Genomic DNA, 14867 nt, shown 5'->3' on the forward strand with positions numbered 1-14867 from the left:
CGCTGCAGCGGATATGCGCGGGGGAGAGGGCCGTCGATTGGTGTATCGGCGGCCGTACGATGAGCCTGGTATGCCCAACGTTGCTGCAGCGACTTGTCCGGCACTATACGTGGTAACAATCGGCAAAAAACGACCCTATACTGCGATTCAGTTTTGCGGCGCGGACAACAATAGTTGTCGTTTCCTATACGCGCCTACGACAAGATCAACAGGTAGGGGGAAGCATGGACGTACTTCACGCGATGCGGGCATTTGTCCGGGTGGTGGATGCCGGCAGTTTCACCGCTGCTGCCAACGCCCTGGGGTTATCCACCGCCCAGGTTTCCCGTGTGGTCTCCGATCTTGAAGCCCAGCTTGAAGCGCGCCTGCTGCACCGCACTACAAGACGCCTGGCGCTGACCGAAACCGGCGAGCGCTACCTGCTGCGCTGCCGGGAAATCCTCGCCGATGTCGACGAAGCCCAGGCCGAAGCCAGCGGCGCGCACCTCAAGCCGCGCGGTCGCCTGCGCGTGCACTCGCTCACCGGCCTCGGCCAGCAGCACCTGATTCCGCTGATCTCGCGCTACTGCGAATCCTTCCCCGAGGTCTACATCGAGCTGACCCTGGCGCAGCGCCAGCCGGACATCCTCGAGGAAGGCCAGGACGTGGTGATCACTCGCGACCGCGAGCTGCCCGATTCCGAATTCGTCGCCCAGACCCTGGGCACCATCTACAGCGTGCTCTGCGCCAGCCCCGAGTACCTCAAGCGGCGCGGCACCCCGACCAGCGTCGCCGACCTGCACCAGCACCAGTGCCTGCGCCTGCAGGACCCGACCTTCCCCGAAGGCTGGGCCTTCGAGGAGGGCAACGAGGAAAGCGTGATCCGCCCGCGCGACACCTTCATGGTCAACGTCGCCGAGGCGCTGACCGGCGCCGCCGCCGCTGGCATGGGCATCTGCCTGCTGCCCAGCTACGTTGCCGCGCCCGCGTTGCGCCGGCGTTCGCTGGTGCGCGTGCTGCCCCGGCACAGCCTGCATGTGCGGCAGATCTATGCGCTGTACCCGTCGCGGCGCTTTCTCGATGCGAAGATCCGCACCTGGGTCGAGTTCCTCAAGGCGGAACTGCCCCGCGTATTCGAAGAAGACGAAGCAGCGCTCAACGATCCCGTCAACTGGGCATAAGGCAAAGGGCTAGCGTGGCTGATCGTCGCAGGCGCTCTATATCGCTGTTCTCGGACGATCGCCGCGGATTGTTGCTTTTTAGGCAATGCTTTGTTGGTTAGCTAGCTATTTTTCTACCCACTGTTGCGCCGTAACCTTTCTCCAGACCCGACCAATCGGGTGTTCAGAAAGGATCACCGTCATGTCCCGTTCGCTTTATGTTGCTGCCCTGCTGTCCGTCTGCTCGCTGTCCTTCACTCAGCTGAGCTTCGCCGAAGAATCGCGTCTGATGGCCGACAAGATGGTCAAGGCCAACGAAGCAGTGATTGCCCAGCAGCAGGCCCAGTCCGCCGAGCAGACTGCCAAGGCCGCTGCCAGCAGCAACGCCGATTCCTGATCGGCCGCTTCCCCCGGGAAGTCCGGAGCGTGAGCCGGGCTTCTCAACACCTTGCGCCGCATACGATATGCGGCGTTTTTTTTGCCCGCGGATTGGGTGGTTGCCAGAGGACTGTTACAGATGCTGTAACAGTCTTTCCCTGTCCGTGATCTGTATTCCTGTCTGATCGGTCAATATACTTGACCCAACAGCGCGACTTTCGAGCAGCGCCGTTACCGGCCTCACCGCCGGCAAGCTTCCCGACGCCGATTCTTGATTGCTCCAGATCGACGTCCGTCTCAAGGCCGCTGTTTTCAGCGGCCTTTTTTTATGCCCGTGGAAAAGCGCTGGCGGGCTGGTAGGCTGGGCGCCTTCCGTGCCACAGGCCGGATTCGACAAGGATGCCGAGATGACCACTGACAATCCCTTTGCGACACCCCAGGCACCGCTCACCGCACCGGTAGCCGCCACGGCGTCGGTCGGCCGCGAGCCCCTGCAGTTCGTCGCCGCCATGATAGTGGCGGCGGCAGTGGTGTTCTTCGGCAGCAATGCCGTGCAGTGGATCTTCGATCTGGGCAGTTTCCGCGAGCGCCTGCCGCAGTACCTGCCAACCATGCTGGCGAACTGGTTGGCTGGGTTGGTTTTCTATGCCGCGGCGGTCCTGCTGCTGGTACATCACCAGCGCGAGCGCCACGGGATCGCGCGCTTCAAACCACTGGCTGGGCTGCTGGTGGGTTTCGGCGTCGCCTATCTGATCGCCACCATGGTTGTCAGCACTGCCGTGTCCTACCTGAGCGTGTTCTTCTACCAGTGGGCGTTCGAGCAAGAGTCCCGGGCCCTCTGGATAGCCCTGTATGCCCAGGCCAATTCATTGGTCAATCTGATGCTGGGCTGCCTGCTGCCGCTCTGGCTGGTGTTGCATCTGGCGCGATCAAGATCCGAGCCGACGGCGTCAGGCCGGGCCGTCCCACTGCCGTCCTGGCAGGTGGCGCTGGCGGTGGCGCTGTGCTTCACCGCGCTGATCTACAAGTTGTTCGCTGCGCTGAGTTACGGAGTGCTCTATCTCTACAGCGGTGCGGACGGCTGGCAGTCAGTGTTCTTGCTGACGAGTTGCGTTCTACCATTCGCTATCGTCATGGCGGCCGTCCAGAGGCGCTTGCCCGCCCAGGTCTCGCGCTTCGCCGCCGGCCGCGTGCTGGCCTGTTCGTTGGTACTGCTGGCGATGTGGTTGGTCGCTATTGTCCTGGTATCGGTTCTGATCGCCTTCGCCGCCTACAGCTCGCTGAACTCCAGCAGCCTGCCGCTCTACCTGCTGCCGCCGGCGATCCTGCTGCTGGCGCTGCTCTGGCCGCTGGCACGCTGGTGCACCGGCTGGTTCTTCGCCGAGCAGTTGGCTCAGTCCTCGCCCAGGTAATCCCCGCGGCTCAGCCCATGGCGCTGCATCTTCTCGTTGAGGGTGCGGCGTGGCAGGCCGAGCAGCTCCATCACCGCCTTGATGTCGCCCTTGCACTGGCCCAGCGCCTGGCGGATGCACTCGGCCTCGTAGGCTTCCATGCGTTCGAACAGGCCGTTGCCGGCGGGCTCGATCGGCAGCTCGGCGCGGTCCAGGCCGAGCACGTGGCGCTCGGCGGCGTTGGCCAGTTCGCGCACGTTGCCCGGCCAGTCGTGGGCGAGCAGGCGCGCCAGTTCGCTGGCTGATAGCGGCGCGGCCTCGCGGCCGAACTTCTCGCTGGCCAGCAGCGCGTAGTGCTCGAACAGCAGCGGGATGTCCTCGCGGCGCTCGCGCAGCGGCGGCAGGCGCAGTTCGGCGACATTCAGGCGATAGACGAGGTCCTCGCGGAAGCGCCCGGCGCGGGCCTCTTCGAGCAGGTCCGGCTTGGTGGCGGCGATCACCCGCAGGTCGACCTTGATGCTCTGGTTCGAGCCCAGCCGCTCCAGTTGCTGTTCCTGCAGCACGCGCAGCAGCTTCACCTGCTGGGCCAGCGGCATGCTCTCGATCTCGTCGAGGAACAGGCTGCCGCCGTTGGAATGCTCCAGCTTGCCGATGCGCTTGCCCTGGGCGCCGGTAAAGGCGCCGCTTTCGTGGCCGAACAGTTCGGTCTCGAACAGCTGCTCGGGGATCGCCGCGCAGTTCAGCGCAACGAAGGGTTTGCCGGCGCGCGGGCCGAAGTCGTGCAGGCAGCGCGCGACCAGCTCCTTGCCGCTGCCGGTGTCGCCGCGAATCAACACGTTCACCGGCGTGCCGGCCAGCGCCATGATCTGCCGGCGCAAGGTTTCCATCGGCCGTGAAACCCCGAGCAGGCGCGATTCGATCTGGTCCTTGAGCGCCGCCTGTTCGCGCAGCTGGCGGTTCTCCTGCACCAGCCGGCGTTTCTCCAGGGCGCGACGCAGGCTGTCGAGCAGGCGTTCGGGGGTGAAGGGTTTCTCGATGAAGTCGTAGGCGCCCTGGCGCATCGCCTGGACTGCCATGGGCACGTCGCCGTGGCCGGTGACCATGATCACTGGCAGGTCGCGGTCGATCTGCTGCAGGCGTTCGAGCAGGGCCAGGCCGTCGGTGCCGGGCATGCGCACATCGCTGATGACCACGCCGGGCAGCTCGCGGGAGACACTTTTCAGGCACTCGTCGGCACTGCTGCACAGGCGCACGTCGAAGCCGGAAAGTTGCAGCCACTGCTGCACGGCGTCGCGGATGGCGGCTTCGTCGTCGACGAAGAGGATGGTCTCGCTCATGGTCTTCTTTCTTCGCTGGCGGCTGGCAGGCTCAGGCGGAACACCGCGCCGCCAGTGGGCTGGTTGGCGGCGCCGAGGCGCCCGCCGAGTTCGTGGACGATGCCATAGGATACCGCCAGCCCCAGGCCCAGTCCTTCGCCCACCGGCTTGGTGGTGAAGAAGGGGTCGAAGACGCTGGCCAAATGGGCTTCGTCGATGCCGGGGCCGTTGTCGGCCACTTCCAGGCACCACTGATCGTTTTCGCGGCGCAGGGTGAGCTCGATGCGTGGCTGGTCGCTGCGGGCCACCGCGTCCAGGGCGTTGCGGATCAGGTTGACCAGCACCTGCTCCAGGCGGATCGCATCGCCCAGCACCCAGGCGGGCAGGTCCAGATCCTGATGGATATCCACGCCCTCGCCGCGGATGCGCACGGCAAGCAGTTGCAGTGCCTGCTCGATCACGTGGCCCAGTTCGATGCGCTCGCGCAGGCCGCCGGGCGTCTTGCGGGCGAAGGTCTTCAGGTGGCCGGTGAGCGCGGCCATGCGTTCGAGCAGCTCATCGACACGTACCAGCGCGGCGCGGGCGTCGTCCTGGCGGCCGGCGTCGAGCAGCAGGCGCACGCTGGCCAGCTGCATGCGCTGGGCGGTGAGCGGCTGATTTATCTCATGGGCCAATGCGGCGGACATCTGCCCCAGCGCGGCCAGCTTGGCGGCCTGTACCAGACCGTCCTGGGCGGTGCGCAGGGCGGCGGTGCGTTGCTCGACCAGACGTTCCAGCTCTTCCTGGTTGCGTTGGCGCAGGCGGGCAAGGCGGCGCCGCTGTTGCAGCCAGAGCACGAGGAACACCAGTGCCAGCCAGACACCGGCGGCGGCCAGCCGCGCGCTGGTGACGTCGGCCTGCACGCCGTGGGGATTGCGCAGCAGGTGCAGGGTCCACTCGTCTTCCGGCAGGCCGACCGATTGCCAGAGGTAGTCGCCGCTGATGTCCTGGCCGTCGACGCGAACCATGCGCGCGTGTTCGCCGAGGGTTTCCAGCGTTCGGTGCGGCAGCGCGCTGAGCGGCTGCTTGTGGTACTGCCGGGTGTCGGCCATCTCGGCGCGGGCCACGGCGTCCAGCGGCATCAGTTCGCGGTAGCGCCAGCGCGGGTGGTTGGCGAGGAACACCACGCCCTTGCTGTCGCTCACCAGCACCACGTCCGGGGTCTGGCTCCACTGGCGCTCCAGGTCGGGAAACTCCAGCTTGACCACGATGGCGCCGAGGAAGCGGCCGTCATCGTCGCGCAGGGCGTTGGACAGGAAGTAGCCGGGTATCCCGCTGGTCACGCCGACCGCGTAGAAACGCCCGGCGCCCTGGGCAATGGTCTGGCGGAAATAGGGGCGGAAGCCGTAGTTGTGGCCGACGTAGCTGACCGGCAGGTTCCAGTTGCTGGCGGCCACGGCGAGGCCGGTGTGGTCCAGCAGCTCCAGGGTCGAGGAACGTGCGGCGCCGTTGATCTCCTGCAGCTTGAGATTGAGCCGGTGCTGCAGCTCGCCGGTCACCGGGCCGCGCATGGCTGCGCGCAGCTCCGGGTCCAATGCCAGTACGGCGGGGATGCTGCGGAAGCGCTCGATCAGGGTGTGCAGGGAGTTGGCGTAGAGGCCGAGCTGTTCGTGGGCGGCTTCTGCCTCGGCCAGCAGCGCGCGGTGCCGCGCCTTCTCGCCGGCCCAGAATACCGACAGCACCAGCCCGGCCAGCAGGAGCAGGCAGATCAGCAGCAGGCGAAGAGGGCGGGCAGGCGACATGTTCGACGGTGTTCGACCAACGGTCGGCGACAATAGCATGACCACGCGCTGGTCCGGCGCCCCGCTGCCTCGCTAAACTGCCGCATCCCGATGGAGAGCTTCGATGCAGTTGTCGTCCTGGACCCACGAAGGGTCCGCCGGTTTCACCCTGCGCGGCTGGCGCAGCGAGCCCAGTGGCAAGCCGTTGCTGCACTTCCTGCATGGCAACGGCTTCTGCGGCCGCGCCTACGAGCCGATGCTGAAAGTCCTCGCTCAGGATTTCGACCTCTGGCTGTGCGACGTGCAGGGCCATGGAGACAGTGACCACGGCGGACGCTTTCACGGCTGGAACCGCAATGCGGAGATGGCGGTGGAAGCCTTCCAGGCCGGCAACAAGGTATTCGGTGATGTGCCGCATTACGCCGCCGGGCACAGCTTTGGTGGTGTGTTGACGAGTCTTGTCCTTGGTCGCCACCCCGAGCTGTTCCGCCGCGCTGTGTTGCTTGACCCGGTGCTCTTCACCCCGGCGATGGTCGGCGTGATGGCGCTCTCCGAAGTGCTCGGCCTGCACAAGCGCCGCACCATGGTGCAGAAGGCGCGCTCGCGGCGCAGCCAGTGGCCGGATCGCGAGGCGGCCTATGCCGGCCTGCATGGCCGGGGCATCTTCAGGGGCTGGACCGACGAGGCCCTCTGGGCCTACGTGGAGAACGCGATGAAGCGCACCGAGGCCGGCGTCGAGCTGAAATGTCGACCCAGCCGCGAGGCGGAAATCTTCAGCTCCTTCCCCAAGCGGCTGTGGCCGACGCTGAACAAGGTGGTCACGCCGACCCAGGTGCTGTTCGGCGAGCGCACCTATCCCTTCGTGCCCAAGTCCGTGGCGCGCTGGTGTGCATCGAACACGGTGGTGAGTGGCCAGTGTGTCGACGGCGGGCACTGCTTCATGCAGGAGTTTCCTGAGGAGAGCGCCGAGCGAGTCTCGCGCTTCCTGCTGGGCCACGAGTGAACGACCCCGCCCGCGAGTCCGTCTGGCTGGCGCTGTCCGAGCTGTGGCTGGATACCGAGCCTACCGATGCGGACCTCAGTTACATCGCGCGGACCCTGGCCGAAAGTGACTATTGCGTCGCGGAACTCGAGGCGATTTACCGCCGCGAGGTCGTCCCGGCGGTGTACCCCAATGCCTTGTCGGTGGCGGGTGAGTGGACAGGCTTCGATGCGGACTGGTTGTTCGGCAAGTGCCGGCAGAATCACCGGCGAGCGAACCATCTGCTGTTTCGCTGGCGCTGCTGGCTGTTGAGCCGGACAGTGGGGCGCTTGATGAATGAGCACTGGCAACAAGTGCTGAGCCGGGTGTCCGAATTCAGGGAGTTGATGAAGGACGACGCACGCTGAGAGGTACTTAGCTCTAGTCGCCGACCTTCTTGCCCTGGTGCGCGCGGCGCCATTCGTCCAGGCGCACGACTTCCGCCTTGGCGCGTGGCGGCGCTGGGGTGTCGTCGAACACGGCGTCGACGATTTCCTCATCGACCGGTGCGGCGGCAGGGTGGAAGGTGGCGACCGGCGAGACCGGCATGCGCGGTTCGGGCTCCATGCGGAAGGGCGCCAACTCGACGCGGCCCAGGTGCTGGCCGAACATGGCGATGGTGCCGGCGTAGCGTTCCTGCCCGGTGGCGGTGAACTCGAAGGCGTATTCGCGGGCCAGGCGCAGGTTGCCGCGGCCGTCGCGCTGGAAGCGGAAGCGCTGCAGGGCCATGGCATCATCCAGCAGTTCCACGCCCTCGCGCGCGCAGTGCTGCTTGGCCAGCGCCAGCGCACGTTCGCGGATGCCATGGGCGCGCCACCACCAGGCGGCGCCCGCGACAACCAGCATGAAAATGAAAAGATTGCCCAGGTCCACTTCGGCTTCCTCGGAATCGGCGCACCAGCTTACTCACTCCGCCGTCGGGCGGCGAGAGGCGGATGTTCACAGCGTGTGAATTGCGCCCCATACTGCCCCATTCTGTAGCAGGACACCGTTATGCCGCGCACCCCCCACGTTCTCGCCATCCAGTCCCACGTCGTCTTCGGTCACGCCGGCAACAGCGCTGCCGAGTTCCCCATGCGACGCGTCGGGGTGAACGTCTGGCCGCTGAACACCGTGCAGTTCTCCAACCATACCCAGTATGGCCACTGGACGGGCCAGGTGCTGCCGCCGGAGCAGATTCCCGCGCTGGTGGATGGCATCGCCGCCATCGGCGAGCTGGGCAACTGCGACGCGGTGCTGTCGGGTTACCTGGGCAGCGCGGCGCAGGGCCGCTCGATCCTCGAAGTGGTGCGCCGCATCCGCGAGGTGAACCCGCGCGCCGTCTATCTGTGCGACCCGGTGATGGGCCATCCGGAGAAGGGCTGCATCGTCGCCCCGGAGGTCAGCGAGTTCCTGCTCCACGAGGCTGCTGCCGTTGCCGACTACCTGTGCCCGAATCAGCTGGAGCTGGACAGTTTCTGTGATCGCCAGCCGACTTCCCTGGAAGACTGCGCGGCGATGGCCCGGGGCCTCCTCGTGCGCGGCCCGAAGGCGATCCTGGTGAAGCACCTGAACTACCCCGGCAAGCCGGCGGATGCCTTCGAGATGCTGCTGGTGACGCTGGACGAAACCTGGCACCTGCGCCGCCCGCTGCTGGCCTTCCCGCGCCAGCCGGTGGGTGTGGGCGACCTGACTTCCGGGCTGTTCCTCGCCCGCCTGCTGCTGGGCGATGACCTGCGCAGCGCCTTCGAGTTCTGCGCTGCGGCCGTGCATGAAGTGCTGCTGGAAACCCAGGCTTGCGGCAGCTACGAGCTGGAACTGGTGCGCGCCCAGGACCGCATCGCCCACCCGCGGGTGAAGTTCGAGGCGTTGAAGTTGGGGTGAGCTGAACGGGTTCTTGGGGGGGAATCCTGCGCTGGGCGTGCCCCTCACCCTAACCCTCTCCCAGGGGAGAGGGGACTGTCATGGGCGGGTGGGTATGTCGCAGCTCGCCGGCTGACTCTGAGATATCCACAGCACACCGACCGGCTCCCTCTCCCTATGGGAGAGGGCTGGGGTGAGGGCAAGCCCTTGCGCCGGAGCCTGATCTGTAGGAGCGAGGGGGACGCTATCGTTATTGCTCGCGAACCGCCCAGCGCCAGAGCCGCCGGGTGATCTGTTCGCGAGCAAGCTCGCTCCTACGAAGAACGGTTCAGAGCATGTACTTGCCCAGCAGCAACCCGCCCACCACCATCGCCGTAAGCAGGCCGAACGCCAGCCCCAGGCGCTTCTCGATGGCTTCGCGCAGTGCCGGGCCGGCCCAGAACAGCAGGGCGCAGGTGGCGGCGAAGCGCAGGGTACGCGCCACCACGCTGAGAGCGATGAACAGCACCAGGTCGAGCTGGGTCACCCCGCTGGTCAGGGTGATCAGCTTGTAGGGCAGCGGGGTGAAGCCGCCGCCCAGCAGCACCATCAGCCAGCCAAGCTCGTTGTAGCGCTCGGCAACCTCGGCGAAGTTTTCCTGCAGGCCGTAGAAGGCCAGGATCGCCTGGCCCACCGTCTCGAACAGCAGCAGGCCGATGAAGTAGCCGGCGATGCCGCCCAGCACCGAACTGACGATGCAGATCGCCGCATAGCGCCAGGCCTTGGCGCGGTTGGCCAGGACCATTGGCACCAGCAGCGCGTCTGGTGGGATGGGGAAGAACGAACTCTCGGCGAAGGTCACCCCGCCCAGCGCCAGCTCTGCCCGCGGATGGCCCGCCAGGCGCATGGTCCAGTCGTAGAGCCGGCGCAGCATGATGTCAGGCCGACTGCGGCAGGTGGTCGTCGCCCGGTGCCGCTGTGGCGTCCTTGCGTTCGACTCGCTCGACCATGCCGCGAGCGATTTCGCGCTCACCCATGATCACCAGGTTGGCACCGTTCTGCTCCAGGTAGTCCACCTCGGCGTCGAAGTGGGCGCGGGCGATGATGTCCAGGTTCGGGTTGATCGCCCGCGCGTGGCTGGAAATCGTCCCGGCCTCGAAGCCATTGGGAATTGCGATCAGCAGCCAGCGCGCCGAGGTGATGTTGGCCTGGTTCAGGACGTCGGGATTGGCGGCGTTGCCGACCACCACGCAGAGGCCGTGCTCGCGCAGCTCGGCGGCTTTCTCGCGCTTGTCCTCGATCACCACGACCGGCACCTTGTCCTTGCGCAGACGCTCGCTCACCAGCGCCCCGACGCGGCCATGGCCGATGAGGATGGCATGGTTGTGCTCGAGCACCGGCGGCGGCAGGTCCTGGGGTTCCACCTGGACCACGCCCGGATCGCTCTCGGCCTTCAGCTCCTGGCGCGCCTGCAGGCGGTCGATGGCGATGAACAGCAGCGGGTTGACCAGGATCGACAGGATCGCGCCGGCCAGCACCAGGTCGCGGCCCGCTTCGGGCAGCAGGTTCAGGGTCACGCCCAGGCCGACCAGGATGAAGGAGAACTCGCCGATCTGCGCCAGGCTCGCGGCAATGGTCAGCGCGGTGCTGTTGGGGTGGCCGAACATCCGCACGATGACGTAGGCCGCCACCGACTTGCCGAAGACGATCACCAGGAAGGTGGCCAGCACCGGCAGCGGCTCGTGGATCAGGATCGCCGGGTTGAACAGCATGCCGACGGAGACGAAGAACAGCACGGCGAAGGCGTCGCGCAGCGGCAGCGAGTTTTCCGCCGCCTCGTGACTCAGCTCGGACTCGTTGAGGATCATCCCGGCGAAGAACGCGCCGAGGGCGAAGGACACACCGAAGATCACCGCCGAACCGTAGGCGATGCCCAGGGCGATAGCCAGCACGGCCAGGGTGAACAGCTCGCGCGAGCCGGTCTTGGCCACGCGCTCCAGCACCCAGGGCACGAAGCGGCGGCCGCCCAGGATCATCACCGCGACGAAGGCGGCGACCTTGCCCAGAGTCAGCAGGATCGGCATCAGCAGGCCGCCGTCGCCACCGTCGGAGGTACCGCCCAGGGAGCCGGCCAGCGCCGGCAGCAGGACCAGGGTGAGGACCATCGCCAGGTCTTCGACGATCAGCCAGCCAATGGCGATGCGGCCGCGCTTGGTGTCGATCAGCTGTCGCTGCTCCAGCGCACGCAACAGCACCACGGTACTGGCTACCGACAGGGCGAGGCCGAAGACCAGGCCGCCGCCGAAGTTCCAGCCCATCATCCAGGCCAGGCCCAGGCCGAGCAGGGTGGCGACGCCGATCTGCACCACTGCGCCGGGGATGGCGATGGCTTTGACCGACAGCAGGTCCTTGAGCGAGAAGTGCAGGCCGACGCCGAACATCAGCAGGATTACGCCCAGTTCGGCGATCTCCACGGACAGCGCCTGGTCGGCGACGTAACCGGGGGTAAAGGGGCCGGCCAGCACGCCGGCGAGCAGGTAGCCCACCAGCGGCGAAATGCGAAGGCGGTTGGCCAGGGCGCCGAGGACGAAGGCCAGCACGAAGCCGACGGCGAGAGTAGTCAGTAGCGGGGTGTGATGCATGGTCTGGGCTCCGGGCACTCAGGGAGCGACCGGACTGCGCATCAGCACCGGGTCGCTCGACGGTGGGTCACGGGGGCAAACCCGCGTGTGAAAAGTTTAGGCGTAGTAATCAATTCCTACCTTGCTTTCACGCAAGGGTAACCTGTTGACGCATTAGGAAATTTCCACGACACGCCCGATTTCTTTTCAGGAAATGTCGTGAACGTCGCTTATTCGTCGCGAAGCTCCTGATAGCGCTGTTCCAGCTCCTGACGAATTTGCCGACGCTGCTGGGCTTGGGCGAAGCGACGCTTCTCGTCCTTGGTCTGCGGGACCAGTTGCGGCACCTCGATCGTCTTGCGGTCGTCATCCAGCGCCACCATGGTGAAGAAGCAGCTGTTGGTGTGGCGCACGGATTTCTCGCGGATGTTCTCGGTGACCACTTTCACGCCGATCTCCATCGAGGTACGGCCGGTGTAGTTCACCGAAGCGAGGAAGGTGACGAGTTCGCCGACGTGGATCGGCTGGCGGAAGATCACCTGGTCCACCGACAGGGTCACCACGTAGTAGCCGGCGTAGCGGCTGGCGCAGGCGTAGGCGACTTCGTCGAGGTACTTGAGCAGGGTGCCTCCGTGGACATTGCCGGAGAAGTTGGCCATGTCGGGAGTCATCAGGACGGTCATGCTGAGCTGGTGGTTGCCAGGTTCCATGGAATTCTCTTCGGAATTGTCTTGGGAAAAGGAAAGGGCCTTACTCTGGACAACCGGAGCGGGGCTGACGACACAGTTTTTTCTATATCCCTGATTGGCCAACAGCGCCAGTGGACCCTTCGCCAACGGTGCATCTGCCGTTCGCGCAACGCCCCGCAACGAAAACGGGCGACCCCTGGGCCGCCCGTTTGCTCGATCGTTGGCTCAGCGCCCGGCGGAGAGGCCGAAGTCGATGGCCAGGTCCGCGCCGGTGATGGCCTCGGATTCCGGCTTGCACAGGTACCAGACCAGTTCGGCGACTTCCTCAGGGCGGATGAAGCGTGATGCCTTGCCCTGTGGATAATCCTTCAGCAGGGCGCGCTTGTAGCTGTCCGGATTGCCCTGGCCGTAGCGCTCGGCCTGGTAGTCGAGCATTGGCGTGGCGATGTCGGCGGGGGAAATGGCGTTGACCCGCACGCCGGACTCGGCCAGCTCCAGCGCCAGGGTGCGGGTAAGCATGGTCAGCGCCGCCTTGCTCGCGCAGTACGCCGCGGAGCCGCGATAGGCCTGGCGGCCGGAGTCGCTGGAGATGTTGACGATGCAGCCGTGGTTTTCCTTGAGGTACGGCGTTGCCGCCTGGCACATGTAGAACGCGGCCTTGAGGTTGACCCCCATGACCAGGTCGAAGTCGTCCTCGTTGAAGTCTTCCACCGGGCCTTCGCGCCAGACACCGGCGGCGTTCACCAGAGCGTCGAGGCGGCCGGTGCGGGCGAGGATGTCGGACATCAGGCTGTGGCAGTTGTCGGCGCGTCGCAGGTCGCCGACGGCGGTGGCGTCCAGCGGGACCTGGGCGTTGAGCGCATGCAGGCCGGCTTTGTCCACGTCGGTCGCGGCGATGCGCCAGTGGCTTTGGGCGAAACGTTTGGCGATGGCTTTTCCGAGGCCACCGGCAGCGCCGGTGATCAGTACGACAGGAGTGCTCATTGTCTACGGGTTCTCCCTGCCTGAGAGAGGACGGCGGCCGGCAGGCAGACCGGCGGGGCCGCGTTGACCACGAAGCGCGTCTGCGCCCCGTGCAATTACAGACCAAGAAAAGACCAGATTCTTCAGTCTGACAGGGTAAATTTTTCGTAAGTCTCTTGCGTGTCGGCGGGTGAGCCGATCGGTGGCTCCGCGGGTTGCTGCCCCTGTAGGAACGAGGGGGACGCCCAGTTCTTGCTCGCGAACACGCTCCGGCGCGGAGGCGTTCGCGAGCAAGCTCGCTCCTACAAGAGCCGTTTTGCTTCCGCCGATTCGGTCATCCAATCACGCGTGGTGCAGGTACCAGCGCCAATCCTGCTCGCCCACCTCGCCCATGAACTGGCGGAACTCTTCCCACTTGATCGCCAGGAACACCTTGAGGAATTCCTCGCCCAGCGCCTCGCGGGCCCAGGTCGAAGCCTCCAGTGCGCGCAGGGCAGTGAGCCAGTCGGTAGGGAGGAACTCGGTGGCCTGTTCGTAGCCGTTGCCGACGATGGGCGCGCCCGGGTCGATCTGTTCGCGGATGCCTTCGTGGATGGCCGCGAGGATCGCCGCCGCCGCGAGATACGGGTTGGCATCAGCGCCGCAGATGCGGTGCTCGATGTGCCGGCTCTTGGCCGGGCCACCGGGCACGCGGAACGACACGGTGCGGTTGTTCACGCCCCAGCTCTTGGCCAGCGGTGCGTAGCTGTTGGCCTGGAAGCGGCGGAAGGAGTTGGCGTTGGGGCAGAAGATCGCCAGGGAGTCCAGCAGGCGCGCCATCATGCCGCCGATGGAGTGGCGCAGCAGTTCGGTGCCGTGAATGTCTTCGCTGGCATACAGGTTGTTGCCCTGCTCGTCGGCCAGGCTGACGTGCAGGTGCATGCCGGAGCCGGCGCGGTCGCCGAACGGCTTGGCCATGAAGCAGGCCTGCAGCCCGTGCTTGTTCGCCACGCCCTTCACCAGACGTTTGTAGCGCACGCCTTCGTCGATGGCCTGCATGACGTCGAAGCGGTGCTCCAGGGTCAGCTCTACCTGGCCCGGCGCGTATTCGGAGATCGCCGTGCGCACGGGCAGGCCCTGCACTTCGCAGGCGGCGTAGAGATCGTCGAGGAACGGCTGCAGCTGCTCCAGTTCATAGACGCCATAGACCTGCGGCGCCTCCGGACGGATGCCGTTCATTTGCAGCGCCGGTTGCGGGCGACCGTTGGCGTCGCGCTGCTTGTCCAGCAGATAGAACTCCAGCTCCACCGCCATCACCGGGTGGAAGCCGTCGGCCTTCAGCCGCTCGACCACGCGGGACAGTGCCTGGCGCGGGTCGGCGGGCGTGGCGGGCAGGCCCTGGGTCGGGTGCATGCTCACCTGCAACTGGCCGGTGGGGCTGGTGCGCCAGGGTTGCAGGGTCAGGCTGCCGGGCAGCGGGTAAGTCCAGCAGTCGGCATCGGCCACTTCCCAGACCAGCCCGGTGCCTTCGACATCCTCGCCCTGCACGGTCAGCGCGAGGATCGAGCTGGGCAGCGGGCGGCCGTTGTCGTAGATCGCCAGCAGCTCGTCGCGGTGCAGCAGCTTGCCGCGCGGGATGCCGTTGGAGTCGATGATGAACAGTTCGATGCTGCGCACGTCCGGATGGGCGGCGAGGAAGGCTTCGGCTTCCTGTCGATCGGCGAATTGCATGGTGGTCCTCGGTGGCGCGGTGCGCCGAATTGTCTCTTCGTAGGAGCGAGCTTGCTCG

At 66.1% G+C, this 14867-nt stretch carries 14 protein-coding genes; 6 read left to right on the forward strand and 8 right to left on the reverse strand.

The genetic code is table 11. The features are described from left to right. Nucleotides 1-224 precede the first annotated feature (224 nt). The 3 genes from AC2T4A_RS05125 (at nucleotide 225) to AC2T4A_RS05135 (ending at nucleotide 2929) form a co-directional block, all read left to right on the forward strand. On the forward strand, nucleotides 225-1160 hold the full coding sequence (locus AC2T4A_RS05125; protein ID WP_045213908.1) for a LysR family transcriptional regulator: 936 nt from the start codon (nucleotides 225-227) through the stop codon (nucleotides 1158-1160). A 181-nt stretch (nucleotides 1161-1341) separates the two neighbouring features. Continuing rightward, complete coding sequence (locus AC2T4A_RS05130) at nucleotides 1342-1536, forward strand: hypothetical protein (RefSeq protein WP_416744223.1); 195 nt, start codon at nucleotides 1342-1344, stop codon at nucleotides 1534-1536. 388 nt (nucleotides 1537-1924) lie between these two features. Next, on the forward strand, nucleotides 1925-2929 hold the full coding sequence (locus AC2T4A_RS05135; protein WP_486742859.1) for a hypothetical protein: 1005 nt from the start codon (nucleotides 1925-1927) through the stop codon (nucleotides 2927-2929). On the opposite strand, the gene AC2T4A_RS05140 is transcribed toward AC2T4A_RS05135, so the two are convergent. Together AC2T4A_RS05140 and AC2T4A_RS05145 are read right to left on the reverse strand one after the other, a co-directional pair. Next, nucleotides 2911-4245 (reverse strand): sigma-54-dependent transcriptional regulator, encoded by a 1335-nt coding sequence (locus AC2T4A_RS05140; protein WP_416744225.1) that lies wholly within the window; start codon nucleotides 4243-4245, stop codon nucleotides 2911-2913. The genes AC2T4A_RS05135 and AC2T4A_RS05140 overlap by 19 nt on opposite strands. Further along, the gene (locus tag AC2T4A_RS05145) at nucleotides 4242-6005 is read right to left on the reverse strand and encodes a sensor histidine kinase (protein ID WP_486742860.1); all 1764 of its coding nucleotides are present in this window, start codon (nucleotides 6003-6005) and stop codon (nucleotides 4242-4244) included. Before AC2T4A_RS05145 ends, AC2T4A_RS05140 begins: the two co-directional genes overlap by 4 nt. Before the next feature lie 103 nt (nucleotides 6006-6108). On the opposite strand from AC2T4A_RS05145, the gene AC2T4A_RS05150 reads away from it, so the two are divergent. After that, nucleotides 6109-6987 carry an alpha/beta fold hydrolase gene (locus tag AC2T4A_RS05150; protein ID WP_486742861.1) on the forward strand — a complete coding sequence of 293 codons (879 nt, stop codon included), beginning with the start codon at nucleotides 6109-6111 and terminating at the stop codon, nucleotides 6985-6987. Next, a complete protein-coding gene (locus AC2T4A_RS05155) occupies nucleotides 6984-7373 on the forward strand; it encodes a DUF7079 family protein (protein ID WP_416744229.1) in 390 nt (129 codons plus the stop codon). Before AC2T4A_RS05150 ends, AC2T4A_RS05155 begins: the two co-directional genes overlap by 4 nt. 13 nt (nucleotides 7374-7386) lie before the next feature. Here the strand turns inward: AC2T4A_RS05155 and AC2T4A_RS05160 are convergent, their stop codons facing one another. Further along, complete coding sequence (locus tag AC2T4A_RS05160) at nucleotides 7387-7851, reverse strand: DUF3301 domain-containing protein (RefSeq protein ID WP_486743649.1); 465 nt, start codon at nucleotides 7849-7851, stop codon at nucleotides 7387-7389. A gap of 147 nt (nucleotides 7852-7998) precedes the next feature. Here AC2T4A_RS05160 and pdxY point away from each other — a divergent pair, with 147 nt between their 5' ends. After that, a complete protein-coding gene (gene pdxY / locus AC2T4A_RS05165; RefSeq protein WP_486742862.1) occupies nucleotides 7999-8868 on the forward strand; it encodes a pyridoxal kinase PdxY in 870 nt (289 codons plus the stop codon). A gap of 307 nt (nucleotides 8869-9175) precedes the next feature. Here pdxY and AC2T4A_RS05170 read toward each other — a convergent pair whose 3' ends face one another. From AC2T4A_RS05170 to AC2T4A_RS05190, 5 genes are all read right to left on the reverse strand, one after another. After that, a complete protein-coding gene (locus AC2T4A_RS05170) occupies nucleotides 9176-9760 on the reverse strand; it encodes a YqaA family protein (protein WP_024766834.1) in 585 nt (194 codons plus the stop codon). A 4-nt stretch (nucleotides 9761-9764) separates the two neighbouring features. Beyond that, nucleotides 9765-11468 (reverse strand): YbaL family putative K(+) efflux transporter, encoded by a 1704-nt coding sequence (gene ybaL / locus AC2T4A_RS05175; protein WP_478376972.1) that lies wholly within the window; start codon nucleotides 11466-11468, stop codon nucleotides 9765-9767. A 209-nt stretch (nucleotides 11469-11677) separates the two neighbouring features. After that, entirely contained in the window at nucleotides 11678-12157 is a 480-nt protein-coding gene (locus tag AC2T4A_RS05180; RefSeq protein WP_045213934.1) for an acyl-CoA thioesterase, read from the reverse strand. A gap of 204 nt (nucleotides 12158-12361) precedes the next feature. Further along, nucleotides 12362-13120, reverse strand: a complete 759-nt coding sequence (locus tag AC2T4A_RS05185) for an SDR family NAD(P)-dependent oxidoreductase (protein WP_416744235.1) — start codon at nucleotides 13118-13120, stop codon at nucleotides 12362-12364. A gap of 321 nt (nucleotides 13121-13441) precedes the next feature. After that, the gene (locus tag AC2T4A_RS05190) at nucleotides 13442-14809 is read right to left on the reverse strand and encodes a glutamine synthetase family protein (protein ID WP_486742863.1); all 1368 of its coding nucleotides are present in this window, start codon (nucleotides 14807-14809) and stop codon (nucleotides 13442-13444) included. Nucleotides 14810-14867: the final 58 nt, after the last annotated feature.

Source organism: Pseudomonas sp. PVC-3-1 (genome assembly GCF_057444315.1).

Coding starts and splice junctions, on each gene's coding strand:
- AC2T4A_RS05145 (WP_486742860.1), bottom strand. CDS start 6,005: ATGTCGCCTGCCCGCCCTCTTCGCCTGCTGCTGATCTGCCTGCTCCTG.
- AC2T4A_RS05160 (WP_486743649.1), bottom strand. CDS start 7,851: ATGCTGGTTGTCGCGGGCGCCGCCTGGTGGTGGCGCGCCCATGGCATC.
- AC2T4A_RS05140 (WP_416744225.1), bottom strand. CDS start 4,245: ATGAGCGAGACCATCCTCTTCGTCGACGACGAAGCCGCCATCCGCGAC.
- AC2T4A_RS05150 (WP_486742861.1), top strand. CDS start 6,109: ATGCAGTTGTCGTCCTGGACCCACGAAGGGTCCGCCGGTTTCACCCTG.
- ybaL (WP_478376972.1), bottom strand. CDS start 11,468: ATGCATCACACCCCGCTACTGACTACTCTCGCCGTCGGCTTCGTGCTG.
- AC2T4A_RS05130 (WP_416744223.1), top strand. CDS start 1,342: ATGTCCCGTTCGCTTTATGTTGCTGCCCTGCTGTCCGTCTGCTCGCTG.
- pdxY (WP_486742862.1), top strand. CDS start 7,999: ATGCCGCGCACCCCCCACGTTCTCGCCATCCAGTCCCACGTCGTCTTC.
- AC2T4A_RS05190 (WP_486742863.1), bottom strand. CDS start 14,809: ATGCAATTCGCCGATCGACAGGAAGCCGAAGCCTTCCTCGCCGCCCAT.
- AC2T4A_RS05170 (WP_024766834.1), bottom strand. CDS start 9,760: ATGCTGCGCCGGCTCTACGACTGGACCATGCGCCTGGCGGGCCATCCG.
- AC2T4A_RS05180 (WP_045213934.1), bottom strand. CDS start 12,157: ATGGAACCTGGCAACCACCAGCTCAGCATGACCGTCCTGATGACTCCC.
- AC2T4A_RS05135 (WP_486742859.1), top strand. CDS start 1,925: ATGACCACTGACAATCCCTTTGCGACACCCCAGGCACCGCTCACCGCA.
- AC2T4A_RS05185 (WP_416744235.1), bottom strand. CDS start 13,120: ATGAGCACTCCTGTCGTACTGATCACCGGCGCTGCCGGTGGCCTCGGA.
- AC2T4A_RS05125 (WP_045213908.1), top strand. CDS start 225: ATGGACGTACTTCACGCGATGCGGGCATTTGTCCGGGTGGTGGATGCC.